Source organism: Paenibacillus rhizoryzae, from assembly GCF_059686995.1.
The window spans coordinates 215,536-241,901 of record NZ_JCAALT010000007.1 but is presented as its reverse complement, the minus strand read 5'-3'; the positions used below and the strand labels follow the sequence as shown (position 1 = coordinate 241,901).

Annotated in this window: 25 protein-coding genes and 1 pseudogene; 21 read left to right on the top strand and 5 right to left on the bottom strand. The window is 50.8% G+C overall.

Annotated elements, in window-relative coordinates:
* Positions 1 to 148: 148 nt before the first annotated feature.
* From AC6ESO_RS21715 to AC6ESO_RS21685, 7 genes are all read left to right on the top strand, one after another.
* Positions 149 to 592: a MarR family winged helix-turn-helix transcriptional regulator gene (locus AC6ESO_RS21715; protein ID WP_497093213.1), complete on the top strand. Its 444-nt coding sequence runs from the start codon at positions 149 to 151 to the stop codon at positions 590 to 592.
* Positions 593 to 609: 17 nt separating this feature from the next.
* Positions 610 to 2,181 (top strand): MDR family MFS transporter, encoded by a 1,572-nt coding sequence (locus tag AC6ESO_RS21710; protein ID WP_497093212.1) that lies wholly within the window; start codon positions 610 to 612, stop codon positions 2,179 to 2,181.
* Positions 2,182 to 2,315: 134 nt separating this feature from the next.
* Positions 2,316 to 3,044: a hypothetical protein gene (locus AC6ESO_RS21705; protein ID WP_497093211.1), complete on the top strand. Its 729-nt coding sequence runs from the start codon at positions 2,316 to 2,318 to the stop codon at positions 3,042 to 3,044.
* Between the two features lie 87 nt (positions 3,045 to 3,131).
* The gene (locus AC6ESO_RS21700) at positions 3,132 to 3,656 is read left to right on the top strand and encodes a DinB family protein (protein WP_497093210.1); all 525 of its coding nucleotides are present in this window, start codon (positions 3,132 to 3,134) and stop codon (positions 3,654 to 3,656) included.
* A 155-nt stretch (positions 3,657 to 3,811) separates the two neighbouring features.
* On the top strand, positions 3,812 to 4,288 hold the full coding sequence (locus tag AC6ESO_RS21695; protein WP_497093209.1) for a DinB family protein: 477 nt from the start codon (positions 3,812 to 3,814) through the stop codon (positions 4,286 to 4,288).
* A 20-nt stretch (positions 4,289 to 4,308) separates the two neighbouring features.
* Positions 4,309 to 4,719, top strand: a complete 411-nt coding sequence (locus AC6ESO_RS21690; protein ID WP_494819894.1) for a VOC family protein — start codon at positions 4,309 to 4,311, stop codon at positions 4,717 to 4,719.
* A 74-nt stretch (positions 4,720 to 4,793) separates the two neighbouring features.
* Complete coding sequence (locus tag AC6ESO_RS21685) at positions 4,794 to 5,387, top strand: YdeI/OmpD-associated family protein (RefSeq protein WP_497093208.1); 594 nt, start codon at positions 4,794 to 4,796, stop codon at positions 5,385 to 5,387.
* Here AC6ESO_RS21685 and AC6ESO_RS21680 read toward each other — a convergent pair.
* Positions 5,384 to 5,749 (bottom strand): MmcQ/YjbR family DNA-binding protein, encoded by a 366-nt coding sequence (locus tag AC6ESO_RS21680; protein WP_497093207.1) that lies wholly within the window; start codon positions 5,747 to 5,749, stop codon positions 5,384 to 5,386. The genes AC6ESO_RS21685 and AC6ESO_RS21680 overlap by 4 nt on opposite strands.
* Before the next feature lie 333 nt (positions 5,750 to 6,082).
* On the opposite strand from AC6ESO_RS21680, the gene AC6ESO_RS21675 reads away from it, so the two are divergent.
* From AC6ESO_RS21675 to rpoN, 5 genes are all read left to right on the top strand, one after another.
* On the top strand, positions 6,083 to 6,883 hold the full coding sequence (locus AC6ESO_RS21675) for a phosphodiester glycosidase family protein (RefSeq protein WP_497093206.1): 801 nt from the start codon (positions 6,083 to 6,085) through the stop codon (positions 6,881 to 6,883).
* A gap of 141 nt (positions 6,884 to 7,024) precedes the next feature.
* Positions 7,025 to 7,315, top strand: a complete 291-nt coding sequence (locus tag AC6ESO_RS21670; RefSeq protein WP_497093205.1) for a chorismate mutase — start codon at positions 7,025 to 7,027, stop codon at positions 7,313 to 7,315.
* Positions 7,316 to 7,473: 158 nt separating this feature from the next.
* The gene (gene gabT / locus AC6ESO_RS21665) at positions 7,474 to 8,835 is read left to right on the top strand and encodes a 4-aminobutyrate--2-oxoglutarate transaminase (protein WP_497093204.1); all 1,362 of its coding nucleotides are present in this window, start codon (positions 7,474 to 7,476) and stop codon (positions 8,833 to 8,835) included.
* Positions 8,836 to 8,849: 14 nt separating this feature from the next.
* Positions 8,850 to 10,277, top strand: a complete 1,428-nt coding sequence (locus tag AC6ESO_RS21660; protein WP_497093203.1) for an aldehyde dehydrogenase family protein — start codon at positions 8,850 to 8,852, stop codon at positions 10,275 to 10,277.
* 49 nt (positions 10,278 to 10,326) lie between these two features.
* The gene (gene rpoN, locus AC6ESO_RS21655) at positions 10,327 to 11,661 is read left to right on the top strand and encodes an RNA polymerase factor sigma-54 (RefSeq protein ID WP_497093202.1); all 1,335 of its coding nucleotides are present in this window, start codon (positions 10,327 to 10,329) and stop codon (positions 11,659 to 11,661) included.
* On the opposite strand, the gene ablB is transcribed toward rpoN, so the two are convergent.
* Positions 11,662 to 12,540: a putative beta-lysine N-acetyltransferase gene (gene ablB, locus AC6ESO_RS21650; protein ID WP_497093201.1), complete on the bottom strand. Its 879-nt coding sequence runs from the start codon at positions 12,538 to 12,540 to the stop codon at positions 11,662 to 11,664.
* A gap of 153 nt (positions 12,541 to 12,693) precedes the next feature.
* Here ablB and AC6ESO_RS21645 point away from each other — a divergent pair, with 153 nt between their 5' ends.
* The 4 genes and pseudogenes from AC6ESO_RS21645 to AC6ESO_RS21630 form a co-directional block, all read left to right on the top strand.
* Positions 12,694 to 14,028 (top strand): aspartate aminotransferase family protein, encoded by a 1,335-nt coding sequence (locus AC6ESO_RS21645; protein WP_497093200.1) that lies wholly within the window; start codon positions 12,694 to 12,696, stop codon positions 14,026 to 14,028.
* Positions 14,028 to 14,753 (top strand): CoA transferase subunit A, encoded by a 726-nt coding sequence (locus AC6ESO_RS21640; RefSeq protein WP_497093199.1) that lies wholly within the window; start codon positions 14,028 to 14,030, stop codon positions 14,751 to 14,753. The genes AC6ESO_RS21645 and AC6ESO_RS21640 overlap by 1 nt, the downstream gene beginning before the upstream one ends.
* Positions 14,696 to 15,358: a 3-oxoacid CoA-transferase subunit B gene (locus tag AC6ESO_RS21635; protein ID WP_497093198.1), complete on the top strand. Its 663-nt coding sequence runs from the start codon at positions 14,696 to 14,698 to the stop codon at positions 15,356 to 15,358. The genes AC6ESO_RS21640 and AC6ESO_RS21635 overlap by 58 nt, the downstream gene beginning before the upstream one ends.
* A 21-nt stretch (positions 15,359 to 15,379) precedes the next feature.
* Positions 15,380 to 16,648: pseudogene (locus tag AC6ESO_RS21630) on the top strand (peptidase); the annotation flags it as partial.
* Between the two features lie 629 nt (positions 16,649 to 17,277).
* Here the strand turns inward: AC6ESO_RS21630 and kamA are convergent.
* The gene (gene kamA, locus AC6ESO_RS21625; protein WP_497093356.1) at positions 17,278 to 18,777 is read right to left on the bottom strand and encodes a lysine 2,3-aminomutase; all 1,500 of its coding nucleotides are present in this window, start codon (positions 18,775 to 18,777) and stop codon (positions 17,278 to 17,280) included.
* Between the two features lie 156 nt (positions 18,778 to 18,933).
* Positions 18,934 to 20,346 (bottom strand): sigma-54 interaction domain-containing protein, encoded by a 1,413-nt coding sequence (locus AC6ESO_RS21620; protein ID WP_497093197.1) that lies wholly within the window; start codon positions 20,344 to 20,346, stop codon positions 18,934 to 18,936.
* A 133-nt stretch (positions 20,347 to 20,479) separates the two neighbouring features.
* Between AC6ESO_RS21620 and AC6ESO_RS21615 the strand changes: the two genes are divergently transcribed.
* The 5 genes from AC6ESO_RS21615 to AC6ESO_RS21595 all read left to right on the top strand — a co-directional run bounded on the left by AC6ESO_RS21615 (position 20,480) and on the right by AC6ESO_RS21595 (position 25,581).
* Entirely contained in the window at positions 20,480 to 20,773 is a 294-nt protein-coding gene (locus AC6ESO_RS21615) for a hypothetical protein (protein ID WP_497093196.1), read from the top strand.
* A gap of 138 nt (positions 20,774 to 20,911) precedes the next feature.
* Positions 20,912 to 22,606 (top strand): M3 family oligoendopeptidase, encoded by a 1,695-nt coding sequence (locus AC6ESO_RS21610; protein WP_497093195.1) that lies wholly within the window; start codon positions 20,912 to 20,914, stop codon positions 22,604 to 22,606.
* A gap of 183 nt (positions 22,607 to 22,789) precedes the next feature.
* A complete protein-coding gene (locus AC6ESO_RS21605; RefSeq protein ID WP_497093194.1) occupies positions 22,790 to 23,566 on the top strand; it encodes an RNA polymerase sigma factor in 777 nt (258 codons plus the stop codon).
* Positions 23,567 to 23,571: 5 nt separating this feature from the next.
* Positions 23,572 to 24,555: a hypothetical protein gene (locus AC6ESO_RS21600; protein ID WP_497093193.1), complete on the top strand. Its 984-nt coding sequence runs from the start codon at positions 23,572 to 23,574 to the stop codon at positions 24,553 to 24,555.
* 798 nt (positions 24,556 to 25,353) lie between these two features.
* Positions 25,354 to 25,581 (top strand): hypothetical protein, encoded by a 228-nt coding sequence (locus AC6ESO_RS21595; protein ID WP_497093192.1) that lies wholly within the window; start codon positions 25,354 to 25,356, stop codon positions 25,579 to 25,581.
* Here AC6ESO_RS21595 and AC6ESO_RS21590 read toward each other — a convergent pair whose 3' ends face one another.
* A complete protein-coding gene (locus AC6ESO_RS21590) occupies positions 25,582 to 26,334 on the bottom strand; it encodes an SDR family NAD(P)-dependent oxidoreductase (RefSeq protein ID WP_497093191.1) in 753 nt (250 codons plus the stop codon).
* Positions 26,335 to 26,366: the final 32 nt, after the last annotated feature.

Below are 26,366 nucleotides of genomic sequence, written 5' to 3'. Positions count from 1 at the left end.
GTTATGTAAAAATTTTTATATGAAAACTATTGACGACAGCCGTCATTGTGTAGTATTTTCTTAAAGGCCTAATATCTTATTGAGTAAGATAATGAATGGGTAAGCAACTGATTGAGGGAAGTAACGCATTGTTCAGAGTGGAGGGAGAATGATTACACATTCAGGCGGAAATAAACTTGCTGAGCTTCAGCTCCTCATGGAACGATTTGCGCAGAGAGCTAAGAATCAGATCAAGCTGATTGAAAATCCGTTCAACCTCGCGAACGGGCATATTTTCGTATTGATGTACTTAAGACGTACGGAAATTTGCCGGGTGAATGATGTCGTGAAGCTCCTCGGCATTACATCAGGCGCTGCTACGGGATTGACGGATAAGCTTGTTACGCTCGGACTCATTGAACGGACGAGACCGGAGGATGACCGCAGAGTCGTACAATTAAGCTTAACGGAGAAGGGCAAGGAAACGGTTGAGCAGATTCGTAGCCAAAGGATGGAATGGTTCACTAGCTTAGTCGGACAGCTGGAAGAGGAACAGGTAGATCTTATCACGGATGCTTTTAAGCTGCTATTGCAAGCACTCGAGGAAAAATGACAGAAGGAAGTGGTACGATGACAAATTTAAGTCCAAGACAGCTTCGCTGGATCGTTACGGGACTTATGCTAGGCTTGCTGCTCGGATCGCTCGATCAAACGATTGTATCGACGGCCATGCCGCATGTTATTGCAGAGCTAGACGGTTTTAGCCTGTATAGCTGGGTATTTACGATTTATATGCTAACCTCAACAACGGCTGTTCCGATATTCGGAAAGCTTGCCGATTTGTTCGGCAGAAGGCTTGTTTATTTGATCGGGATGGGGCTGTTCCTCGTAGGTTCGGCGCTTTGCGGTCTGTCCCACAATATGACGGAACTGATTATCTTCCGTGCGATTCAAGGTATCGGTGCAGGTGCGCTTATGCCGATCGCGATGACCATTATCGGGGATATCTATCCGCCGGATCGTCGCGGTAAAATGCAAGGTATTTTCGGCGCGGTATTCGGCTTGTCCAGTGTTGTCGGTCCTGCAGTAGGCGGATTTATCGTTGACCATATTGCTTGGCAGTGGATTTTCTACATCAATCTTCCTTTCGGTATTTTCGCAGCTATTATTCTATCCATGGCACTGAAAGAATCCAAAAGCTCGGAGAAAAAATCGATCGACTGGGGCGGAGCATCTGCACTAACTGGTGCGGTAGTAGCCTTCTTGCTCGCCATTGAGATGGGCGGTAGCGGTCCGTCCGAGGGCGGCATCACGAAATACGCTTGGGATTCGCCGCAAATTCTCGGTTTGTTCGGAGCGAGCCTGCTGCTCATTCTGATCTTCATTTGGATCGAATCCAAAGTGAAGGAGCCGATTATTCCGCTTAAATTGTTTAAGCTTCAGGCGATTTCGGTATCCAGTATTGTTGGTTTCATGATGGGGATGGGCATGTTCGGCGCGATTACGTACATTCCGCTCTATTCACAAGCTGTTATCGGCACGTCAGCATCGAATTCCGGTTATATTCTCACTCCGCTCATGCTATCGCTTATTCTCTCCAGTATCATCGGCGGGATTCTGATCAAGAAGCTGAGTTACCGTACAATTGTAATGTCAGCTATGGCGATTATGACGGTCGGTTACTTCTTCATGTCCCAAATGAATGTAGATACTACCCGACTAGAACTGATTCTGTACATGATTATTATCGGCTTCGGTATGGGGGCGCTTATGCCGGTACTCACCATCGCAGCTCAAAGCGCGGTTGGCCATGACCTGCGCGGCGTTGCGACCTCTACTACGCAATTTACGCGCTCCATCGGCGGTACCGTTGGTGTTGCGATCATGGGCGTCATCATGACGAATAACATGACGAGCGGAATCAAAGATATTCAAGGTGATTTCACCGATATACCGGCAGATAAGCTTAGCCAGTTTGCTAATCCGCAAGCGCTGCTTCAGCCCGAGGTGAAGGCACAAATTCCCGATAAGCTGCTTGCAGCATTGCAAGGAATTCTGAGCGATGCGATCACGTCCGTGTTCGTAATCGGTATTGTTGTCGTCTTGATCGGTTTGGTTGCGGCTATCTTCTTCGGCAAGCTCCGTATGCCTAGAAGCGAAGAAAGCGCGAAGGCTGTCAAAGCTGAACTGAATATGCATTAGATGCCAGAGGGTGGACAGTTGAAATAACTGTCCGCTTTTTTCTTTGCATAGTTTCACACTCCGCATAGCTCTGTTAATAAGCGAGGAGTAAAAAAAGCGTTTTCCACTGAAACTAACATAGGGGTGATGAATCATTGGGGAGCAATAAATCCAGGGTTATCCAGTATGGTTGGTTAACGCTTTGTATTGTGCTGGCTTGCACTGTCTTCCTGCAGTTTAGAGCGTTGACCAATCAGCATAACGAGCAGCAAGAGATGCAGGCGCTCTATGAGGAGAAAACAAATGATTATTTTTTGGAAATGCTTGCAAACGTAAACTCTTTTCAGCCGCTTGTGAAATCCTTGACCGAAGTCTCGGCTATCCATGATATGAAAGATCGCATACATAACCAGAAGGTACTCGATCTCGCCAAGGAACAGGCCAGCCAAGTGACCAATCAACTGCTGCTGTTGATTCAGGCCGCGGATCTCAAAGAGCAGGACCAGGAACTTCGACATCGTGTCAATAACCTGATTATGACCTCTCAGCAGCAGGAAGATGTAGCGATTCTTGCTTTTGAAGCCGATCTCTGGAGAACCGTATATAGCACAAGCTCGAGGTACTGGTTAAGCAAGCCGCAGGTAATCGATCAAATTTCACTCGAAGCCAATCGTGATGCCGCCGTGGAGATGGCCAATCTTGATAAGACCATGCAGCAATTCAAAGAACGTGCGAACGAAATGAGAATGAGTAATCGGTACGTAGGCATGCAATTGGATTTCATTATGTTATTAAAGAAGGACCTGTTGCAAGAGCTTGTCCCGCATTTGAAGAAGTTGACTGCTGTCAATGAGTCGTTCAACAAACGGAAGGCAGTGGGCTGAAATCAGCAGTGGCAAAAAAATCCATACAAACGCTGCGGAAGCTGATATAATACGGCTTGTTACCAATTTGCCAATGAGGTGATCAGCATGTACATACCGAAACCCAAAGCAGGAGAATATAATTCCGTATGGGACAATTACTATGCAACGGTTGATGAAGGCGACATCCTTCAACTACTTGTGAACCAAGGTAAGCAAATTTGCGAGTTGTACAGTTCGCTGACGGAGGAACAAAGTCTATATCGCTATGCGGAAGGCAAGTGGAGCCTCAAAGAGGTGATAGGCCATATTATTGATACGGAGCGTTTGATGACGTATCGGATTCTTGTTGCCGGCAGGGGCGATTTGACGCCATTGCCTAGACATGCGGATGTATATGTGAGCTTAACCAACTTTGATCGTCGGCCGCTAATTGACTTAGTCGAAGAGTATCGCACTGTGCGAGCGTCTTCTGCATCCCTGGTTCATGGATTGACAGAATCGGAGATCCAGCAATTCTGCATCCTCAATGAAACGAAAACGTCGGCTGCAGCCGGTGCGTATTTCATCCTTGGACATGCTCAGCATCACATGAATGTCGTACATGAACGATATTTGCCTCGTCTAACTTAATGTAAGTAGCCGCGATCAAAGTCGCGGCTTATTTATTTTCAAGTAGCCCAGGCAATGATGTTCGCTTCCGGAGACAGGATTTACGAACACTTTGGCGAATTAATAGGAGGTTGTAGTGTTTATAGTAAATTCTGGTCATGAAGGAGCGACTTCAAATGCAGAAACTGTTTGAATACAATTGGCAGGTCCGCCAGGACTGGTTTGCATGGTGTGAGAATGTAACAGAAGAGGAATTGCTTAAGAAACGTATTGGCGGAATGGGCAGTATTCTCTATACCTTGTTTCATATTATCGATGTTGAATTTAGCTGGATTAACGGCTTGCAAGGGAATGGTGAACCGCCGTTACCACCTTTCGAGGAATTAGCTTCTATTCAGAAAATAAGAGCATTTTCGGAGCAATGTCATGCAGCTATTGCCCCCTTCGTATATGACTGGAACGACAGCTTGGAAGAGAAGCTTCTAACCGATCTGAATAATGAAGGCGAGACAGAGCTCTTTAAATACGGTGAAATTATGCGGCATGTCATTGCGCATGAAATTCATCATATCGGTCAATTGTCGATGTGGTCGCGTGAGCTGGGATTGAAGCCGGTAACAGCCAATCTCATTCGAAGAGGACTGTTCGATTAAACAATAGAGGAGTTAATTTGATGCCGAAGGATATTTGGATCAACCTGCCGGTAAAGGATGTCCGCAAGTCAAGTGCGTTTTTTCAAGAAATTGGTTTTACGTTAAACAAACAGTTCGAAGGTCAGGATGATAAAGCAGGACTGATCATTGGCGAGAAAAACGTTGTCGTGATGCTGTTCCCCGAAGAAACGTTCCGCACATTTACAAGCAGCCCCATCGCAAATGCCAGTGAAGCATCGGAAGTCTTGCTCTCAATCGGCGCTGACAGCAAGGAAGAGGTGGACGAGCTGCTTGTGAAGGTCACTGCGGCCGGCGGAACGATTTATAGCAAACCTCATGATGCGGGCTGGATGTATGGCGCCGGATTCGCGGATCTGGACGGACATAAGTGGAATGTGCTCTACATGGATTTCAGCAAAATGAATGGTTAATCGACCGGTAAGGCACTCCTTGTCGGAGTGTCTTTGTGCTATACCTGCAATATGATGACGAGGAGTATACGGAGATGGCTAATAGCAGATTGAATCACAAAGCGGATGTGTTCATAAGCAGTGCCAAGAAGTGGCGAGAAGAGTACGAAGAATTACGGAATATCGTTCTTGCTTGCGAGCTGACCGAAGAGTTTAAGTGGATGCATCCTTGTTACACCTTCCAAGATAAAAACATCGTATTAATCCATGGCTTTAAAGAATACTGCGCGCTGCTGTTCCATAAAGGCGCTTTGTTAAAGGATCCCGAAGGCATCCTCATTCAGCAAACTGAGAACGTGCAAGCCGCGCGCCAGATTCGGTTCACCAGCGTGCAGCAAATAGTAGCCATGGAAGCTACATTGAAAGCCTATATTCGTGAAGCCATTGAAGTCGAAAAATCCGGCTTGGAAGTGACTTACAAGAAGAATACCGAATATACGGTACCTGAAGAATTTCAGTCGAAACTCGATGAAGTCCCAGCATTGAAAGCAGCCTTCGAGGCGCTAACACCGGGACGACAAAGAGCGTACCTTCTTCATTTCTCCGAACCTAAACAATCCAAAACACGCGTGTCTCGGGTTGAGAAATATACGGAGCACATTCTCAGCGGCAAAGGATTAAATGATTAGTCCACTTCCATGAGCTGTTTAATCAGACGTTTCGGCGCAGCGTGCAAATAGGCTTCCTTGAGCAGAATGCCCATTTGGTCCCAGTCTGTTGGTGAATTTACACCGACCCAGCCGCGATGCCCGATATACTTCGGTATATAGAACTGCTCCTGCTGCACTATGATTTCTTGATTCTCCAGATCGGACTTAAATGTGATGCCATAATCGCTCATGATAATAAAGGATAAGTCTTTCACTTTAAATGTAGTATGGCCATGTCCGTCGATGATTTCCGTTGTTTCGGGAAGGCTGCCGCAAACTCTCCTAACCTGCTCCAGCATGTGAATCCCTTCCGGTGTCTGCATGCCAATGGGATGATTCATTCCTGTTTCCTCCTTATGAAATGACCGGCTGTCCGCATACCTTCCAGACAAGCACCGCATTCTCCTTATATAAACATGACAGGAAAGAGTTCGCATTTCAAGCAGATCATGCTGGGTGCAACCTTTTGATACGCAACGGAGTCAGTATAAGTGAAGTGCAGCTTGACTAATGAGGGGGTTAGAGAATGAAAACATCCGTTCTCTTTATGTGTCTACTTAGTGGAGTCGTGTTGGCAGCCGGCGTGTGGGGCTATATTGTCGTTCAAACGATCTAAGTCGGATTTCGTGTAGTTATAGATAGAGCAAGTGAAGAGAAGGTGACCTGCCCTGCAATTGACAACCAGATGGCGTATGATTCGAGCTTCAACCATTCTGCTGGGAATCCTCGCGGTTCTCGGCGGAATGTTACTCTTACTGGTGAAAGCGTTAAATGCGCATCACACACCGAGAGTGGTTCGATACCCTGCGCATGAGTATCACTATTTCGAGCGGGAAGCATCGAATGGCTTCAAGCTCCATGTGCTGCAAACGCAGCCATCGAATATTACCTTTGAAACGATACGTAATAATATAACGTTATCCGATTATTACGGCATTAACGGCGGGTTCTTCTATGAGTCCGCTCTACTCAGCATGGCAGTTGTGAATGGAAGTCCCGTGGCAGGCGTCTTAAATCAATATGGCTCCGGATCGGAAAATGCGAAATACCCGCGCGGCACGCTCGTATGGGATGAAGCCGCTAATCAAATGAGCGTGCAGGTGGTATCCAACGTTTCTGAGCTGCAAGTCATGGACCGAGCCCATTTCTGGGCGCAAGGCGGAATCAGCATGAGTCTTGGACATGACGAAGAATGGCTGATGAAAGCACAGCTTGAGAACGCGCCTAACATGGACGATGAGAGGCTCCGAACCGCGGCCGTTTACGACAACTCGGGAATGCTTTACTTAATCGTTAGCAGTACAAAGGGGACGCTGGCGGATTTTCGAGCGGCGATTATGGAGCAAATTGGAGAAGGCCAGCTGACTGACGGTATTTTCCTCGATGGCGATGGGTCCTCACAGATGCAAGCTGCCGAAACCGTACTTCCGGGTGATAATAGGCCGGTCGTACAGATGATTCGGCTCATTCATTGAGTTATTTCCGAACATTTTACACTTACATAACGATACAATCTGTGGTAATCTAGTAGCTATTATTGCTTTATTGCAAAAAAGCGTCAAAGCGCGAAACCGCGAACCTGCGACGCTTGCTAAGCGACTAAGGAGAGACAATACATGACTACTAGATTGGGTGAACTCAGACAAAACATCGATAGCATTGATAATGAACTGGTTGCGCTGCTTGCTAAACGCTTCCAACTAACGGAAGAAGTGGGCAACTATAAGGCGATCCACAATTTGAACGCTCAAGATGCGAACCGTGAAGCGCAGCAGTTTGTCAAAATCGTTCAATTGTCAGAAGCTCACGGACTAAACGCTACCTATGCAACAGCTATATTCAGATGTGTAATGGATCACGTGATTGCTAGGCATGAAGAATTACGCAACATGAGTGTGCCTCGGTAACCACGCGGCGATACAATTGCAGCTAGAAGGAACAGACGCCCGGAAAGAGGCGTCTTTTTCTTGTTTTCGCCCGAGGTTGGCATGAGAATTGCTCATTCAGCAAGCAGAAGGAAGAGCAGAAGACCACCTCGCGCGTAAGGCGCGGAAGGAGCGCGTTAATGAGGAAGCATAGAGACTATGTATCGGTTCAGGAGCCATTCCCAGGTCCAAAGGCGAAAGAGCTGCTGGCGAAGCGGAAGCAATTCGTACCGCTTGGCATTGGCAATACGACTCCGGTCTTTGCCATGCAGGCCAGCGGCGCGCTGGTGACGGATGTGGACGGCAATGTGTTTCTTGATTTTGCCGGTGCGATCGGGACGCTAAATGTCGGGCATTGTCCGCCGGAGGTAGTAAATGCTGTGCAGAATCAAGCTTCGAAGTATATTCACACCAGCTTCCATGTGGCCATGTATGAACCTTATGTCCAACTGGCGGAGAAGCTGGCGGAGATCACGCCTGGGCGATATCCGAAGAAAACCATTCTGCTGAACAGCGGGGCAGAGGCGGTTGAGAATGCGGTTAAGATTGCGCGGAAATTTACCGGGAAGCCGGGGATTGTGTCTTTTACCCGCGGATTTCATGGGCGGACCTTGCTTGGCATGTCACTAACCAGCAAAGTTCGGCCGTATAAATATCGTATGGGTCCCTTTGCGCCTGCTACTTATAAGGCGATGTATCCCTATCCGCTGCACAGACCTGAGGGGATGACGGAAGAGCAGCATGCCACCCACTGTGTCTCGCAGTTCGAGGATTTTCTCTTGACGGAAGCTGCCCCTGAAGAGCTGGCAGCTGTCATTATGGAACCGGTGCAGGGCGAAGGGGGCTTCATCGTTCCACCCGTTTCATTCGTTCAGGGAATCTTTGAATTATGCCGAAAACATCATATCCTGTTTATTTGTGATGAAATCCAGACCGGCTTCGGACGAACGGGAACGATGTTTGCATCGAGCTATTTTGGCATAGAGCCCGATCTCCTTACAATGTCTAAATCACTTGCTGCGGGGATACCGCTGAGCGCCGTTACAGGCCGAGCAGAGATAATGGATGCCCCTTCTCCCGGGGAAATCGGCGGTACCTACGGAGGCAGTCCGCTTGGGTGCGTCGCGGCACTTGCTGTTATCGAGAAGATTCAGAGCGAGAAGCTCTGCGATCGCGCGCTGGAAATCGGGAAGCAAATCATTGACTGCTTCGCGGCTCTACAAGAACGAGTACCTGTCATTGCAGAAGTGCGCGGTTTAGGTGCGATGTGCGGCGTTGAATTTATCGATCCTGCGACTAAGAAGCCAATGAAGGAATTTACAGCGAAGGTTGTTCAAGCGTCTCATGAAGCGGGTGTCATCTTGCTTAGTGCGGGCATCTATGGGAATGTGGTTCGTTTCTTAACGCCGCTGGTCATAACCGATGAACAGCTGCAAGAGGGACTGGACATCCTAACTGATATCATAGAACAACTCTATACGCAGGAATTATCAACCATATAAAGGAGGCTTGGCAGATGATCAAGAAGCAGCTCTATATAGGTGGACAGTGGCTGGAGGCCAAGTCCTATACGACGTTGACAGCGCCTTACTCCGGTGAAGCATTAGCTGAAATTCCTCTCGCAGACCGAGAGGAAACGGAGCATGCAATCGAAGCCGCCTACTTGGCAAGGGGCGTAACGGCGAAGCTGCCCGCACATAAACGGGCAACGATCTTGGAAACATTAAGCCGCCTGCTGACTGAGCGTGCCGGTGAGGCAGCCCGTATTATCGCGATGGAGGCGGCTAAACCGCTCAAAGCTGCGAAGGCTGAAGTGGATCGTACGATTCAGACCTATAAGTTTGCCGCTGAAGAAGCGAAACGGTTGAGCGGAGAAATGATTCCGCTCGATGCCGCTCCGGGCGGCGAAGGTCGAATCGCGTATACGATGAAAGAGCCGATCGGCGTCATCGGTGCGATTACGCCGTTTAATTTTCCAATGAACCTAGTGGCTCATAAAGTAGGACCTGCAATTGCGTCCGGGAATACAATTGTGCTCAAGCCTGCATCGCAAACGCCGCTATCCGCCTTCTTCTTAGCCGAATTGCTTGAGGAAGCGGGACTTCCCGCCGGCGCGCTGAATGTGGTAACAGGCTCCGGTTCCGTTATCGGGGATGTCATCGTGAAGGACGACAGAGTCAAGGCGATCTCGTTCACAGGCAGCCCGAAAGTGGGCATCGGCATTCGCAATCGCGCCGGATTGAAGCGTGTTGCGCTTGAGCTGGGCTCGAATTCCGCTTTAATTATCGATAAAGGGGTCCATGTGTCCAAGATCATTCCGCGCTGCGTAGTCGGTGCGTTCTCCTATCAAGGCCAGGTATGTATTTCCTTGCAGCGCATTTATGTGCATACGGACAGCTATGATGACTTCGTGGCTCAATTCTGCGCGGCAGCGGCAAAGCTGAAGGTCGGTGATCCGCTTGACCCGGATACGGATCTATCCGCGATGATCACGCAGGGCGATGTTGGCCGGGCACTCTCATGGATTGACGAAGCCGTGCAGCAAGGGGCAGTGATAGCTAGCGGAGGAGGTACTTCGTCTGCTCAGATTCTGCATCCTACCGTGCTGCTGGAAGTAGATCGTGCAGCCAAAGTATGCTGCGAGGAAGTATTCGCTCCAATCGTGCTCATTAATCGGATCCGGAACGTGGAGGAGGGGATCGAGCTTATTAATGATTCCAGATTCGGTCTCCATGCCGGCATCTATACGGACAATATCCATACGGCGCTCGATGCAGCGGAGAAGCTGCATGTCGGAGGCGTCATGATTAACGATATCCCGACATTCAGAGTGGATCAAATGCCGTATGGCGGTGTGAAAGAAAGCGGTCTTGGACGCGAAGGCGTTAAATATGCCATCGATGAAATGACGGAAATCAAAACGGTAATTATTAATCGGACCTAGCCCATGCCGAATATACTATAGGAATCCACCCTCAAAGCAGGTGATTCTTATGACTTCCCGGTACGGGTTCGGGATGTATCAACAGCAGAAGTCCCACATGCATATGTCGCCGCAGCTGCAGCAAGCGATCAAAATTTTGCAGCTGCCAACTTCGGATTTACTTGATTTTATTAGGAATGAGCTTGAAGAGAATCCGTTTCTGGAAGCTTTGGATGGACAGGGAGGAGCCGGACTAGGCGTGGATTGGGCTCGAAGCCCGCGAAGCGCGGCTCCGTTCGATTTCATCGCAGCAGATCAGGGTCTGACACTGGAGGAACACTTGAACGAACAGCTGCGTTTCGATTCGGAGATTCCGGTTTCCATGAAGAAAGCGGTCGACTATATCATCGGAAATTTAGACGCGAATGGTTATTTGGACTGCCCGCCGGAGCAAATTGCCGCAGAACTGAAGATTTCGGCCGCTGAGTTCGAAAGCGCGTTAAGCTATGTGCAGGGCTTGGAGCCCGCAGGGGTGGGTGCCAGAAATTTGGCAGAATGTTTGCTGCTGCAAGTACAGAAGACGGAGGGCTGCAGCCCACTGGTCATCACTTTGATTACTTCCCATCTGGAAGCGGTTGCGGATTATCGCATTCAGAAATTAACGCGCTTGCTGCATGCCTCGCATGAGGAGATCGTGTCGGCAATCGGAATCATTAAATCGCTGAATCCAAGACCCGGTGCTGCTTATCAGCCGAAACACGCAGATTACATCATCCCGGATGTGCTCATTCGCATGGTCGGCGATCAATTTGTCGTTTCCGTACAAGAATCGGCAGCCCCTAGACTGAGGCTGAACACGAAGTATGAAGGGTTCGCCAAGGAGCTGGGGCAATCGGATGAATCAAGCCGCTATTTCTTGGCTAAACGAAGTGCCGCTGCATTCCTGCTTAAGTGCTTGGAGCAGCGCAGATTGACCCTATTGCGGGTAACGCGGGCGATTGTGGAAGAACAAGCTGCTTTCTTTCGAGGAGGCATGGATCACCTGAAACCGATGGTGCTCAGGCAAATCGCCGAGAAAGTGGACCTGCATGAATCCACTGTCAGCCGGGCGGTCGCCGGAAAATATGCGCAGACACCATGGGGCACTTACGAGCTTGGTTACTTCTTTCCGTCCGGCTTCAACAGCGGGCAGGAAGATGCATCTACAGTGGAGCGCGTAAAGGCGAAGCTGCGGGAGATGGTGGAGCAGGAAGCGGGCAGTGCGCCGTATTCCGACCAACAGCTGGCGGCATTGCTTGAAGGGGAAGGCATTCCAATCTCCCGGCGAACCGTCGCCAAATATCGGGAGGAACTCGGCATTGCCTCTTCCTTCAAACGTAAGCGCGCTAAGGAGCAAGGGCTGTGACTAGTGCTCCGGGAGCATTTTGCACCACAAATTCATATCCTCGAACTTATCGTAAATATCGCAGTTCTTCGTCAGACGACCCTGGTAGTCGTAGCCTAGCTGAAATAATGCGGCATTCATGCCGAAGGACAATGCGCGCGAGAGCGAATAAGCAGAGCGAATATTCCGCTGCCGCAGATCCTCTTCCAGCACATGAAGCAGCTGTCGCATCAAACCATGTCCACGGTATGCGGGCAGCGTCAGACAGTCCGTGAGTTCCGCATTGCGATAGGTGGCGTTGATTTCAGCGGAGGCAGCGCTGATGATCCGGCCCTCATGCTCTACGACATAAAACGAAGTACCTTCTTCCATGACATGAGCCACGTATGCGGGGTCATTCATCGGAATCGGATAGGTTTCGAAAATCTGCCCATACAAGGAAGCAAGCTCCTGCGCATCCTGAGCAGCAGCACTCCGGATGGAGAACGAATCCGCTAACGGTTCTTTCTCCGTCTTCGGTTGTAGGGCAAGCACTTGCTCCAGAATGTGATCCTCTTCGATCCAGTGATCGCTCGTGCGTCTGGCAAGGTTGGTGTATTTGGCCATGCAATACGCATCTTGCCCATCGAAATACCCCTTGTAAATCCCCTCCAGCATATACCCTCGGGCCATAAAGGATCGCATATCCTGCTCACGCGCTTTTACGAACAGCTTCGTATACAAGGGATTGCCCAGTAATTCCGTGAGACGGCTGCACAGTGCATCCACATTGTCCTCGTAGTAATAATCATCGACCCGCAGCCGCTTGTTGAAATCATCTCGGCATAAGAGAAGGGTAAAGCTGCTTCCCTGCTCGGTTTCCATTGCATAATACGGCTTATCATTCGGCTTCGATTCCATGATGACTGATCCTCCAATCCCGTTTCCGTTATTCTACATGGATTGCATGCAAAATCAATGCCAGTTTAATGAAATTGTAGGCGCGTTGCTCAAGTTGGCACCGAAATTGCATGAAGTATGGGCGAGAAGAAACGCAGATGGGAGGGGAAGCGATTGACGCGGGAGCATTTGATCAAGCCGCTGCTAAGTGCCCACTATCCGATGATTGACTATGGCAAAGGCGTATTTCTGTACGATGAGCATGGAAAAGCTTACTTGGACGCCTCGTCAGGCGCTGTAACAGCAGGGATCGGACATGGGGTGCAAGAGGTGATCGATGCGATGCAGGCGCAAGCGCAGAAGGTGTCTTTCGTTTATCGGTCCCAATTTACGAGTGAACCGGCGGAACAGCTTGCGAAGCGACTCGGTGACATGGCACCGGGTCATGATTACTGGTCCTTCTTCGTGAACAGCGGCTCAGAGGCAACTGAAACCGCGATGAAGATTGCCATTCAATATTGGCAGGAGCAAGGCCGACTCGGCAAAAATAAAGTCATTTCCAGACGGATGAGCTACCATGGCATCACGCTTGGAGCATTGTCGATGTCCGGTCACGTGACGAGGAGAAGGCGGTTTATTCCGCTGCTTGAGGAGCTGCCGCTAGTAGCGGCACCGTATTGTTACCGGTGTCCGTATCAGTTGTCGGCACCGAGCTGCGGGCAATCGTGCGCGGATGACTTAGAGACGAATATTAAGCGAATCGGCGCCGACCATATTGCGGCATTCATCGCGGAGCCGATTATCGGAGCGGCCGGTGGTGCTGTCGTCCCCCCGGACGGTTACTATGAACGGATCAAAGCGATCTGCGAGAAATACGAGATTCTGTTCATCGCCGATGAGGTGATGACCGGCATTGCCCGCACCGGGACGATGTTCGGCATGGAGCATTGGGGCGTGGAGCCGGATTTGATCGCGTTAGGTAAAGGGCTTAGTGCGGGGTATACGCCGATCGCGGCTACCTTAGTGAAGGACCGGATCATGGAGCCGATTCTGGCCGGCTCACAGATTGTCATGTCCGGCCATACGTTTAGCGCAAATCCGCAATCCGCGGCAACGGCGCTGGCCGTTCTTGATTACATCGATGCCAAACAACTGGTAGTTGCCGCCGAGGAGAAGGGCAGCTATCTGCGGCAAGCACTGGAGAGGATCGCGTCTAATTGTGCAATGATTGGCGATGTTCGCGGCAGAGGGCTGCTGCTGGGGTTGGAATTTGTCGCCGATAGGGCGAGCAAGCGGGTATACCCTGTTTCGCTTGGTGTAACGACGCGGATCGTGGAGCGCGCGCAGAGCAAAGGGCTGCTTATCTATCCTGCGGCCGGAGGCGTGAACGGTGAAGGAGATGCCGTTATTATCGCCCCGCCTCTAGTGATTACAACGGAAGAGATGGACCTGCTAGCCTCACTGCTTGAAGAAACGGTTGCCGAAGTGATGGGGGAGGTCATGGTCTGATGACGAAACAGAAGACGATCGCGATCGATGAGGCGCTTGAGTGGATCGTAGATGGCTGTACGCTCATGTATGGCGGATTCGGCGGGATCGGAACACCTCCGACGCTTGTTGAGGCGATTTTGGATAAGGGCGTAAGGGACATCACACTGATCGGCAACGATACCGGCTTTCCGTGGATTGGTATCGGTCGTCTGGTTACAGAAGGCCGTGTTCGGAAAGTCATCACCTCGCATATCGGCTCTAATCCGAATGCCGGTCGCATGATGGAGGACGGTCGGATGGAGGTGGTTTTCTATCCGCAAGGCACGTTGGCGGAGAAAATCAGGGCAGGCGGCGTTGGACTGGGCGGCATTCTCGTTGATGTGGGAATCGGTACTACTTTGGAAATAGGCAAAGAGAAGGTCATCGTGGACGGCAAAACCTATCTGGTCGAGCCGGCGCTCACTGCGGATGTTGCGATCGTTCATGCTCTGAAGGCAGATGTGTATGGGAATCTAATCTATGACAAAAGCGGTCGCAACTTCAACCCGCTAGTGGCGATGGCAGGCACACGGACGATCGCGGAGGCCGATGAGATCGTTCCGTTAGGCGAGCTGGATCCGGAGTGTATTGTGACACCGGGCATCTTTGTTGACGCCGTCGTTGCAGGGAAAGGAGTGAACTGGCAATGGGTGTGGGAGAAACAAGCCGTGACCGGATCGCAAGGCGAGCCGCCCGTGAAATAAAGGATGGCATGGTCGTTAATTTGGGGATCGGCATTCCGACGAGAGTGGCTGATTTTATACCGGAAGGCGTTCATGTGACCTTCCATGCGGAGAACGGCATTTTAGGAACGGGGCCGACACCCGTAGGTGGCGAGGAGGATGGATTTCTGTGCAATGCGGGAGGTTATCCGGTAACCCTGGCTATCGGCGCATCCTATTGCGATAGCGCGATCGCTTTTGCCATGATTCGCCGCGGTTGTATCGATATGACGGTGCTCGGGGCGCTGGAGGTCAGCGAGCATGGGGATTTGGCCAATTGGATTGTACCGGGTAAACGGACGGCTGGCATCGGCGGCGCGATGGAGCTGGCGCAGAAAGCCAAACGCGTCGTTGCCGTGATGAACCATTTGAATCGCGACGGCAAGCCGAAGATTAAGAAGCAATGCGAGCTGCCGCTCACTGCGCAGCGCTGTGTCGATTTTATCATTACGGAAATGGCGGTCATGGAAGTTACGGATGAGGGCCTTGTGCTGAAAGAAGTGATGTCTCCTTTCACGATTGAGGAAGTAATCAACTGCACCGAGGCCACACTCCTCATACCCGATAAGGTTGATTACATCACGTAGCCGATGAAGGAGGCGGACAGCATGAACCTGAAGGCGCATATTCATGAATGGATGCTGCAGAACCGTGAGGAAGGCGTTGGATTGCTGCAGAGCTTGGTCCGAATCGCCAGTACGCAAGGCAATGAACAGGAAGCGCAATTGCTCGTTGCAGGCAAATTATTCGAGATGAAACTGGATGTGGATCTGTGGGAGCCCGATGGTGCCCTACTGGAAAAGCATCCTTATTTCTATTCGCCGAGAACAAGTTTCGCGGGGAGTCCGAATGTCGTGGGCATCATGCGGGGGAGCGGGGGCGGCCGTTCAATCATCTTAAACGGTCATATGGACGTGGTGCCGGAAGGCGATCGATCGCAGTGGCGCAGTCAGCCGTATAGCGGTGAAGTCGTGGACGGGAAGCTGTATGGGCGCGGGGCATCGGATATGAAAGGCGGCAATGTCTCACTGCTGCTTGCGATCCAAGCGATTAGAAGCTTGGGTATTACGCTGAAAGGCGACGTGATCTTTCAAAGCGTCGTCGAGGAAGAAAGCGGTGGAGCCGGAACGCTGGCGATGATTGTGAAAGGGTATAAGGCGGATGCGGCATTGATACCGGAACCGACCAATATGCGGATTTTTCCGAAGCAGCAGGGGTCTATGTGGTTCCGCATCGTGGTGAAGGGTCGGGCCGCGCATGGGGGAACACGGTATGAAGGCGTCAGCGCGATTGAGAAAAGCATGCTCGTGGTCGCTCATGTGCTGGAGCTTGAGCAGGTGCGCAATGCGGGGATCCATGATCCGCTCTTTGCGGATAATCCGATCCCCATCCCGATTAATATCGGCACGATTCAAGGCGGCAATTGGCCGTCTTCCGTGCCGGACACGGTGACATTGGAAGGTCGCATGGGCGTAGCGCCGGAGGAGTCACTTGAACATGCCAAGGAGCAAATGGCCAACTGGCTGGAGCTGCTCGAGGAGAAGGACGAGTGGTTCCGCACGGCACCGCCGGAACTCGAATGGTTCGGCGCCCGGTGGGTGCCGGGAAGCGTGGATCCGGCGCATGAATTGGTGCGGATCGTGGCGGAACAATATACGTCGGTGACAAATCAACCGGCAGTATTGGAGGCTTCGCCGTGGGGCACGGACGGCGGGCTGCTGACAGTTCTGGCCGATACGCCGTGCATTGTGTTCGGCCCCGGCCTAACGCAGATGGCCCATTACCCGAACGAGCATATCGAGCTCGCTGCCATGTTCGAAGCGGCCGAGATCATCGCGCTCACGTTGGCGGAGTGGTGCGGAGTTGAGGTTGAAAGTGCCAGCAGCGACGGGGATGGCGTGGGATCTGAAAGGGACGAAGGAACCGAATTAGCGGTAGAGGTTGAAGTTAGTGCGTATGCAACGGAAACGGTAGTGGAAGTGAGTGTAGGAGCGGAAGCGGCTGGAGCTAAGGCTGAAGCAGAAGCAGAAGCAGAAGCAGAAGCAGAAGCAGAAGCAGAAGCAGAAGCAGAAGCAGAAGCAGAAGCAGAAGCAGGAGCACAACAAGACGAACAAACCGTAACAAAAACTCATCGGCACTAAATGGCCAAGCGGCTATTTTCGGCTACATGTACTGAACCAACCGATAAAAAAGCGCTAAAGAATCGTAGAAGCCTTATTCGTTCGAAAACAGCTGCTAATTTATTCTAACGAACCGTAGAGGTCTTATTAGGGGCAATTGGAGCGCAAAAGGGCATTTTAACACAAAATAACGTTTGTAGGATTCGTTAGAATTTCAAAAGATGGGAACTGGTCTAAATAAGACCTCTGTGATTCGTTAGAGTTTTCACAGGGTGGACGCCACCGTGACAGCATGACAAAAGCCGCCTCAAAAGCGCATTGCGCACTATTGAAGCGGCTTTTTGCTGTAGTTAAACGTCTAACGGCAGCTTACGTCGCCACCGCGTTTACTCGCTCGTGCCCTCAGGCTCGCCCTTCGGCGCCGCCGCTTGCTCCGGCGCGCCATCCCCGCCGGCAGGCGCTGGCTGCTTTGCACCATCGCCAACCGACTGATCCTGCTGCCGCGCGCGCATGAGCTTTTGCTTCATCTCGTCGCGTTTCTCGCGTTTGTCCTTGAGCGAGTGGTGGTCGGCCGCCTGCTCATACAGCTTGCGTCTGCCGATGCGGCGCAAATTTTCTGGCACCAGGTTGAAATTTTCATCTTTGATGAGCGAAATAATGCCGGTGCTCGGCGGCTGCTTCTCAATACCATAGATTTCGTTGAAATATTCATCTGCACGGCCGGGCACATAATTGCTAGGCTCAGGATAACCGACGATGACGCCCTCATAGTTTCGCAAAATCACTTTATCCTGGCTCTGCGAGATGAGATAGTTCGGCTGAAGTGCGATTTTACCGCCTCCACCAGGGGCATCAACGACGAAGGTTGGCACAGCATACCCGCTCGTATGTCCGCGAAGCGCTTCAATAATCTCGAGCCCTTTGGAGACGGGCGCCCGGAAGTGGCCGATCCCTTCGGATAAGTCGCATTGATAAATATAGTAAGGCCGCACGCGGATTTTGACCAGTTCATGCATGAGCTTTTTCATAATATGGGTACTATCGTTGATCCCTGCGAGGATAACGGACTGATTGCCGAGCGGCACGCCGGCATCAGCCAGCATCGCGCATGCTTTCTTCGCTTCATCTGTAATTTCCAGCGGATGGTTGAAGTGGGTATTCAACCAGATCGGGTGATACTTGCGAAGCATCGTGCACAAGTTCTCCGTAATCCGCTGCGGGAAAACGACCGGCGCCCGAGTGCCGATCCGTATGATCTCGACATGGGGAATTTCGCGTAAGTTCTTCAATATATATTCCAAAATCGTATCGTTAATCAACAGCCCATCCCCGCCGGATAACAGCACGTCCCGAACCTCCGGCGTATTGCGGATATAGGCGATGGCATCGTCCATTTGCTTCTTCGGCACGCCCATGCCCACTTGGCCGGAGAACCGGCGGCGCGTACAATAACGGCAGTACATGGAGCATTGGTTCGTCACGAGGAAGAGGACGCGATCCGGATAACGATGGGTCAATCCCGGCGTTGGTGAATCTTCGTCTTCATAGAGAGGATCCTCGAGATCATATTTCGTCTTCAGCAGCTCCGCGGAGATCGGAACCGATTGCAGCCGAATCGGACAGCGCGGATCATCCGGATGCATGAGGGAGGCATAGTAAGGCGTAATGTTGAGGGGGATCGTTTGCGTCGAAATGAGCACACCTGCCTCTTCATCAGGCGTCAAATTGACCACTTGCTTCAGCTCATCCAGCGTCTTAATCGTATGGGTGAGCTGCCAGAGCCAGTCATCCCATTGTTCATCCGTCACATCTTTCCACAACGCTACTTGCTTCCAGTGCCTCTTGCTGCTTAGGGGCACCTTGTCCGTCCCGCTATCGTTTGACATGCTCATGATTGGCGCACCTCCACGGATATTTGCTACTCACACCTATTGGTGCAAGAAACATGCCAATCGTGCCAAACGCAGCCCATTCCACGCAAAAAAGGCCTCTGCCTACATGCAGAAGCCAACCCGCCACTCATCATCACGCCAACCATTGATTCAAGGTTTCTTCGAAATTCCATATCGGTTCAGCTTATATTGCAAAGCTTGCCGCTTCATCCCGAGCTCCTGAGCAGTCTGGCTGACATTGTAGCCATTCTTCTGAAAAGCGATCACGATCGCTTCACGCTCCATCTGCTTCATCCGCTCAGGCAGTCGATCATTTTCACCGCTTTCCACCTCAGCGACCACCCGATCCGCCATCAGCCCATTAGGCAAATGCCGCACCTCTATCGTTTCCTCATCGATTTCCACCATATTGAAGGCAGACTCGATCGCATGACCCAGCTCGCGAACATTGCCAGGCCAGCTATATTCCATCAATCGACGAAGGGCATCAGGTGAGATGGACCGGATTTGAAGCCCGAACACCGGATTCAGCCTCTCGATAAAATGGTTCACCAGCAGCGGAATATCTTCTGCTCGTTGCTGCAAAGGAGGGAGCTCGATCTTCACGACGCTCAGCCGATAAAATAAATCGTACCGCAGCAGCCCCTCTTCGAGCGCCTGCGCGGGATCCATATTCATAGCGGTAATGATGCGGACATCCGCTTGCTGCTCGTTGGTTCCGCCTATTCGCCTGACCATGCCATCCTGCAGCACGCGCAGCAGCTTGGCTTGCAAATAAACATCCAGACTGCTCAGCTCATCCAGAAATAACGTGCCTCCGCTTGCTTGCTCGAACAGTCCGGCCCGATCGACAGCACCGGTAAACGCGCCTCTTGCCGTGCCGAACATGATGCCTTCCAGGAGATCAGCCGGAACAGCGGCACAGTTCTGTGCTATAAAAGGCCGGTTTCGCCTAGCTCCCGCATTGTGAATGCTTTGCGCGAACAATTCCTTGCCTGTGCCTGTCGGCCCGCAAATCATGACAGGGGATACCGTGCGCGATGTCTTTTTCGCAAGAGTTAACGCATCTTGGAACGGTTTGCTCCGGCCGATGAGGTCGCTGAACTCGTATCTTGCCGTGCCTTTATTTTTGTTTTCCTTCTGCTTGGCTTGATAGAGCTGATGCCGGAGGTCGAGAATCTGATCATGCAGCTGCACAATACTCGTAATATCTTTTGCGACTTCCAGTGCGCCGATCAGTTTGCCGTTGTCATAAAGCGGATAGGTGCTGTTTATGGTCATAATGCGTTTTCCCGTCACGTTGAAATAGGTTTGAATATGAGCGGGCAGCTGCTGGCCGGTTTGAAGCACCTTCTCGAGCGTACTCGTTTCCTGCGTAAGGGAAGGGTAGAGGTGCAAAATATTTTTCCCGAGCACTTGCTCTCGGTCGAGCCCGTCAATTTCAGCCATTTTATCGTTGTAGAAGACGGTATTGCCTTCCTGATCAATGAAATGAACGCCTACGTCAATCGTGTTTAGAATCTTCTCAAAATAGTCGGACACGATGCTGCTCCGATCGGACATCGTTCGCTCGCCTCCATGCCGCCGCGATAATTTGCATAAATTCACACGCTATACACAAAAGTTATGCACCAAGCCGAATATTCATCACCCAGAAAGCAACCTAGCATACTGTGTAGGAAGGTGGTGATGAAAAATGGATTTTACACTTGCAGCATGGGTGACCTACACGATGTGGGCAGTATTTGCCCTTATGATCATTGATTTTGTTATAGCCTTTTCCAAATCGTTCTGGAAAGGGACTTTCGATACAACATTTCTCGGTTATCTGAAAGACATTGTCTTCTATGTCCTTCCTTTGAATTTCTTGCTTTCGATGGTTTCCATCGACCCAACCCGTTACACGCTTATCGTGCTTTTCTTTTTAGGCGGGGCTTCTGTCATGTATAAGTACGTGATGGATATCATCGGTCGATTCCGAGCGTCTTAATATCATAGAAAATGCTGTAGGGGGCTGCGAGGGGGCGAGCCCCGAACGGCCTCTTTTGGTCTGGGTGCGTTTAGGCTATAATTGGGAGGTCACGCCATTTTTACATTATTCCTCTTACGAAAGGTTAGGTGCGTATTCATGAAATTTAGCGAGTACCGGTACGAACGCCCGGATGTTAAAGAGTTTGAACAGAAGTTTAAGTCGCAATTGGAATCGTTCCTATCCGCGCAAACCTATGACGAGCAAGACATTGCCATGACACAGCTAAACCAACTTCGCAGTGAGTTCGATTCGCAAGCGCAGATCGCGAGCATCCGCCACTCCATTGATACGAATGACGAGTTTTATAAAGCCGAACAAGATTTCTTCGACGAAAGCGGCCCGATCGTGCAAGAATACATAACGGATTACTATCGCGCACTTGTGGGTTCCAAGTTCAGAACGGAATTGGAGCAGAAATGGGGCACTCAGCTGTTTCAATTGGCCGAGCTGTCGCTTAAGACGTTCAGCCCAGAGGTCATTGAGGATCTGCAGCAAGAGAATAAGCTGACGACCGAATATTCGAAGCTGATTGCCTCTGCCAAAATCCAGTTCGAAGGCGAAGAACGGACATTATCCCAGCTCGGGCCGTTCCAGCAATCCAAAGATCGCGATATGCGTAGACGAGCTATGGAAGCCTCATCCGGTTTCATGGCTGAGAACGAAGCAACCTTCGATCGTATCTACGATGATCTCGTGAAGGTACGGACGAAGATTGCGAAGAAGCTTGGTTTCGGCAACTATGTTGAGCTTGGATATGCACGAATGAGCCGCACGGATTACAACGCGGAGATGGTTGCGAACTTCCGTAAACAGGTGCTTCAATATATCGTGCCGGTTGCCTCGAAGCTGAAGGAAGCGCAGAAGAATCGGATCGAAGTCGATGAACTGCTATATTACGATGAGAATTTCTCGTTCAAGACGGGGAATGCAACGCCGAAGGGCAATCCGGAGTGGATTGTGAAGAACGGCGAGAAGATGTACGCCGAGCTGTCTCCGGAAACCGATGTGTTCTTCCGCTTTATGCAGGATAACGATCTGATGGATCTGGTGGCCAAGAAAGGCAAGCAAAGCGGCGGCTATTGCACATATATCAGCAAGTACAGCGCACCGTATATTTTCTCCAACTTCAATGGCACTTCCGGTGATATTGATGTGCTGACGCACGAAGCCGGCCATGCTTTCCAAGTTTACGAAAGCAGAGGCTTTGCCGTACCGGAGTACAGTTTCCCGACTTATGAGGCTTGCGAAATTCATTCGATGAGCATGGAGTTCTTTACGTGGCCATGGATGGATCTCTTCTTCGAGGATGAAGCGGACAAATACCGGTTCGATCACCTGGCTAGCGGATTGATCTTTATCCCATATGGCGTAACGGTGGATGAGTTCCAGCATTTCATCTATGAGAACCCGGATGCAACGCCTGCAGAGCGCAAGCAAGCGTGGCGCGAAATCGAGCGTAAATACTTGCCGCATCGCAACTACGCGAACAATACGTATCTGGAGCAAGGTGGATTCTGGCATAAACAGGGACATATTTTCAACAGTCCGTTCTACTATATCGACTACACGCTGGCACAGATCTGCGCGTTCCAATTCTGGAAGAAGATGCACGAGGATCGTCCGGAAGCATGGGCAGACTACTTGAATCTATGCCGCCAAGGCGGCAGCTTGTCGTTCACGGAGCTGGTGAAGGTTGCCGGCCTGAACTCCCCGTTCGAAGATGGCTGCGTAGCGTCTGTCATTGGCAGCATTGAGAACTGGCTGGATGAAGCTGCACCGAATGTCGAATAAGAATTTTTAGGTGAAAACCGCCTCTATGGCGGTTTTTTTTATGTTTTAAACAGGGTTCTGCATGGATGTGAGGAATAAGAGTACAGTGTGTAAGGAGTAATTTGAAAAAAAGTTTGAACCATTCAGATAGATTGCCGCTTCAGCTGGCATCCATAGATATAGGTTGATGTAGGAGGTAGCGAATTGTTGGTTTCGAATCATGCTGAACAAGTGCAACGGGATGAGAAAGTACCTGCTCATGAAGCGGAGCTGGTAGCCTTGGCGAGAACCGGTGATCCGGATGCTTTCGGAGAGCTTGTCCGCAGAAGCCGTGCCAAAGCGTTTAACCTTGCGTACTCCTTAACGCAGGATCACCATCTTGCGGAGGATGTGGTGCAGGAAGCGCTTGTGCGGGCATTTCTTCATCTGGGATCGCTAGTGGAAAGCAGCCGATTCGCCCCTTGGCTCAAAACCATCGTGCGCAATGAAGCCAACATGAAGCTGCGCCGCGGAGGGCCGCATCGCAGGGAGCGTCCATTCACCAGCTGGAGCTGCAGTGAGATTGCCTCGGTAGAAGGTGCGCGTGTCGGCATTGATGATCCTTTTAACATCGACCATGTGCTGTTCCGTCTCGGAAAACTTGCGCTTGATGAAGCGAAGCAGGCGAATGATCCCTCTGCGGCCTTGCTGCGCAAAGATTTAGTCGATGGCATTCGCGGCATGATGCACTGTTTAACCGGTCGGGAGAAACGGATCTTCGAAGCGTATTTCTTCGATCAGCTGCCGCCCCAGCATATCGCTTCCTTAATGAACACGGCGGTCGCCAATGTGTACAACAGCATTTCTAGAGCTCGGCAGAAGCTGCAGCAGGAGCGGATTCGCACTCAAATCAGCCTGTACATCGACGGTCGCAAGAAGTTAGGAAAGCCGGCAGTGAAGCTGCTCGCTCCACCGCAGTACAAAATGACTTGGAAGGATTGATAACAATGGAAATGATAGCGAAAACCGATTGCAGCTGGAGTCACAATACCGACACAACTGCGCTGAACAGTATGGTGCAGTATACGGAGCTGGCAGGCATGACTTTGGTAGAGGTGATGGGGTACACGGCGCATGCTTTTCGGATCGTAATTGACCAAGACGCCGTAGAGGTGGGAAGTTATTCTTGCTTCGATTGGAAGCAGCATCATGAAGCAGCTTTGAACAATCTCGGATTCTCCGTTCAATATGCCGGCAAACAGACGAACAATCCTCCGACACCTGAAGAGCTGGAGGAAGGGATCGCACTTGTGCAGCAGGCGATAGACCGCGGTATTCCCGCGCTTAGCTGGGATCTTTTTATCCCGGAATGGGGCGTAATCTACGGCTATGACGATAATCGGCGGGTTTTTAAGTGTAGAGATGTCCGTCAAGATGGCGAGCTGCCTTATGAGAAGCTGGGACGAGGCGAAGTAACGGAGCTGTATGTGCTTGGGATTACGGGCTATCAGCCCGTCGATCGGAGAACGATGTTGAAGGGAGCGCTTGAGCTTGCGCTGCAGCATGCGAAGGTGCCCCAACGGGAACTGGAAAAAGGACCTCACCGCAACGGGATCGCTGCTTATGATGCATGGATCAGAGCGTTCACGAATCGGAGTGTGGAACCTTTCGGAAACAGCGTGAATACCGTGAAAGTTTGGGATGCGCGCGAATTTGCCGTGAAATTTCTGGATGAGGTAGTCGCAAATTGGCCGGACGAGAGTGAGAAGGATTCGCCGCAATTGCGAAAGCTGGCATCTGAAGCTTCCTCTCATTATCGAATTGTGGCAGACCGGCTCGGTGCTCTAGTCAGTATGTTCCCTTTCCCGCAAGGGGGCGAGCCGAACCAAGAGGCTGTAGCGACTCGCGCGATTCAACTGCTGCAAGAAGCGAAAGCGGCGGAAATTCAAGGTGTTCGTGTTCTGGAACAGATGCTGGCAGCATTAAGTTAGCCTGCACTCTCCGCCACAACCACCGAGAAAAGAGGCTGAGAGTCGGAAAATCCGCCTCTCAGCAAACAAACTAACCCAACCCCCTCCGCACCGGATGCTGAGAGTCCGAAAACCGAACTCTCACCGCCGAAACTACAGAAAAAAGAAGCTGAGAGTCGTGAAATCGAACTCTCAGCAAACAAACTAGCCCAACCCCCTCCGCACCGGATGCTGAGAGTCCGCAAATCGAACTCTCACCGGCGAAACCAAAGAAAAAAGAAGCAGAGAGTTCCGAAATCGAACTCTCAGCAAACAAACTAACTCAAATCCCTTCGCACCGGATGCTGAGAGTCCGAAAACCGAACTCTCATCGGCGAAACCAAAGAAAAAAGAAGCTGAGAGTTCCGAAATCGAACTCTCAGCTCCCAATCTTACATTCACAGCACGGGCTGGATGATCTTAAGCGGAATATCCGCTAAAGATGTCAAATTAGAGTTAGTTTGGGGGCAATTAGCGGTATATCCGCTAATCACCAAGCATAATGAGAGTTTCGAGCGGCTTGGCAGCGGAATAGTGGATTTTAAGCGGAATAGCCGCTAAAGATCCCAAATTAAAGCTAGTTTGGAGGCAATTAGCGGAATATCCGCTTATCGTCAAGCATAATGAGAGTTTCGAGCAGTTTGGCAGCGGGCTAGAGGATCTTATGCGGAATAGCCGCCAATAACGAAAAATTGGATTTATTTCCCATACATAAAATGATCGTAAGCTTCTACCTCCTCATATAGTAGCTATATAAGCAACTAAGGGAGGGTGGACGGAATGGAAGAAATTTGGGATGGGCTCCTCGAATTGCTGGCAGGGATCGGCGTTTTGTTCTTCATTGTGAGCTCCTGGTTCTGGTTTGCAGTTGGATGCGTAAGCTGGATTCTTTACTCGGTGTTTTATCATGCCGATCCCATGCACTATATTTGTTTGGGTATCACCATCTGGTGGCTTATAACGCTATGTATTTCAAGAGAGACGAAGGATGGGCTGTGGGGCGGATGACTATTCGAGATAGATCATTTTGCGCGTCATTCCGCCGTCGATGACAATATTTGTGCCCGTCACGAAATCATTTCGAGGATCTGTCAGATATAGACAGGCTCTAGCAATGTCATCGGGCTTACCGACTCGGTGCGACGGATGCTGGTGATGATCCTCAGGACGAAGGTTATCGTAATCGCCTGTTTCGATCCAGCCCGGACTGATCGCGTTAACGCGTATTCGGTCTGGCCCCAGCGAAACCGCGAGCGCATGCGTCAGCGAGAGAATCCCGCCTTTGGACGCGGCATAAGCTTCCGAATTCGGCTCGGACATGATCGCGCGCGTGGATGAGATATTCACGATTGCCCCGCCTTTGCCGCCGGATCTCATTAATTTGGCTGCTTCTCGAGCACATACAAATGTACCGCGCAGATTGGTATTGATGACACGATCCCATTCCTCGATCGTAAGATCATAGACCGCTTTCCATATTCCAAATCCGGCGTTATTGATGAGTACATCGAGTCGACCCGTACTCTCCGCTACCTTTGAGAAGCAGGCCTCTATGGCAGCAGGGTCGCTAATATCGAGTACATGGCAGATCGGCGGAAGAAGTCCTTCTGCTGCAATCAACTGAGCAGTTCCTTCAAGCATCTCTGCATTCTTGTCCACAAGTACGACGGTTGCCGCTTCACGTGCATAGGCAAGTGCCACATTTCTCCCAATCCCATTCCCCGCGCCGGTTACGAGTACCACTTGGTTCTGAGCTCTCAATATTTTCCACTCCTGTTCTTGTACATGCCTGA

Bases quoted from the DNA above. Each gene is read 5' to 3' on its own strand.
- AC6ESO_RS21715 (WP_497093213.1), top strand. From the start codon at position 149: ATGATTACACATTCAGGCGGAAATAAACTTGCTGAGCTTCAGCTCCTC.
- AC6ESO_RS21710 (WP_497093212.1), top strand. From the start codon at position 610: ATGACAAATTTAAGTCCAAGACAGCTTCGCTGGATCGTTACGGGACTT.
- AC6ESO_RS21700 (WP_497093210.1), top strand. From the start codon at position 3,132: ATGTACATACCGAAACCCAAAGCAGGAGAATATAATTCCGTATGGGAC.
- AC6ESO_RS21695 (WP_497093209.1), top strand. From the start codon at position 3,812: ATGCAGAAACTGTTTGAATACAATTGGCAGGTCCGCCAGGACTGGTTT.
- AC6ESO_RS21690 (WP_494819894.1), top strand. From the start codon at position 4,309: ATGCCGAAGGATATTTGGATCAACCTGCCGGTAAAGGATGTCCGCAAG.
- AC6ESO_RS21685 (WP_497093208.1), top strand. From the start codon at position 4,794: ATGGCTAATAGCAGATTGAATCACAAAGCGGATGTGTTCATAAGCAGT.
- AC6ESO_RS21680 (WP_497093207.1), bottom strand. From the start codon at position 5,749: ATGAATCATCCCATTGGCATGCAGACACCGGAAGGGATTCACATGCTG.
- AC6ESO_RS21670 (WP_497093205.1), top strand. From the start codon at position 7,025: ATGACTACTAGATTGGGTGAACTCAGACAAAACATCGATAGCATTGAT.
- gabT (WP_497093204.1), top strand. From the start codon at position 7,474: ATGAGGAAGCATAGAGACTATGTATCGGTTCAGGAGCCATTCCCAGGT.
- AC6ESO_RS21660 (WP_497093203.1), top strand. From the start codon at position 8,850: ATGATCAAGAAGCAGCTCTATATAGGTGGACAGTGGCTGGAGGCCAAG.
- rpoN (WP_497093202.1), top strand. From the start codon at position 10,327: ATGACTTCCCGGTACGGGTTCGGGATGTATCAACAGCAGAAGTCCCAC.
- ablB (WP_497093201.1), bottom strand. From the start codon at position 12,540: ATGGAATCGAAGCCGAATGATAAGCCGTATTATGCAATGGAAACCGAG.
- AC6ESO_RS21640 (WP_497093199.1), top strand. From the start codon at position 14,028: ATGACGAAACAGAAGACGATCGCGATCGATGAGGCGCTTGAGTGGATC.
- AC6ESO_RS21635 (WP_497093198.1), top strand. From the start codon at position 14,696: ATGGGTGTGGGAGAAACAAGCCGTGACCGGATCGCAAGGCGAGCCGCC.
- kamA (WP_497093356.1), bottom strand. From the start codon at position 18,777: ATGTCAAACGATAGCGGGACGGACAAGGTGCCCCTAAGCAGCAAGAGG.
- AC6ESO_RS21620 (WP_497093197.1), bottom strand. From the start codon at position 20,346: ATGTCCGATCGGAGCAGCATCGTGTCCGACTATTTTGAGAAGATTCTA.
- AC6ESO_RS21615 (WP_497093196.1), top strand. From the start codon at position 20,480: ATGGATTTTACACTTGCAGCATGGGTGACCTACACGATGTGGGCAGTA.
- AC6ESO_RS21610 (WP_497093195.1), top strand. From the start codon at position 20,912: ATGAAATTTAGCGAGTACCGGTACGAACGCCCGGATGTTAAAGAGTTT.
- AC6ESO_RS21600 (WP_497093193.1), top strand. From the start codon at position 23,572: ATGGAAATGATAGCGAAAACCGATTGCAGCTGGAGTCACAATACCGAC.
- AC6ESO_RS21595 (WP_497093192.1), top strand. From the start codon at position 25,354: ATGGAAGAAATTTGGGATGGGCTCCTCGAATTGCTGGCAGGGATCGGC.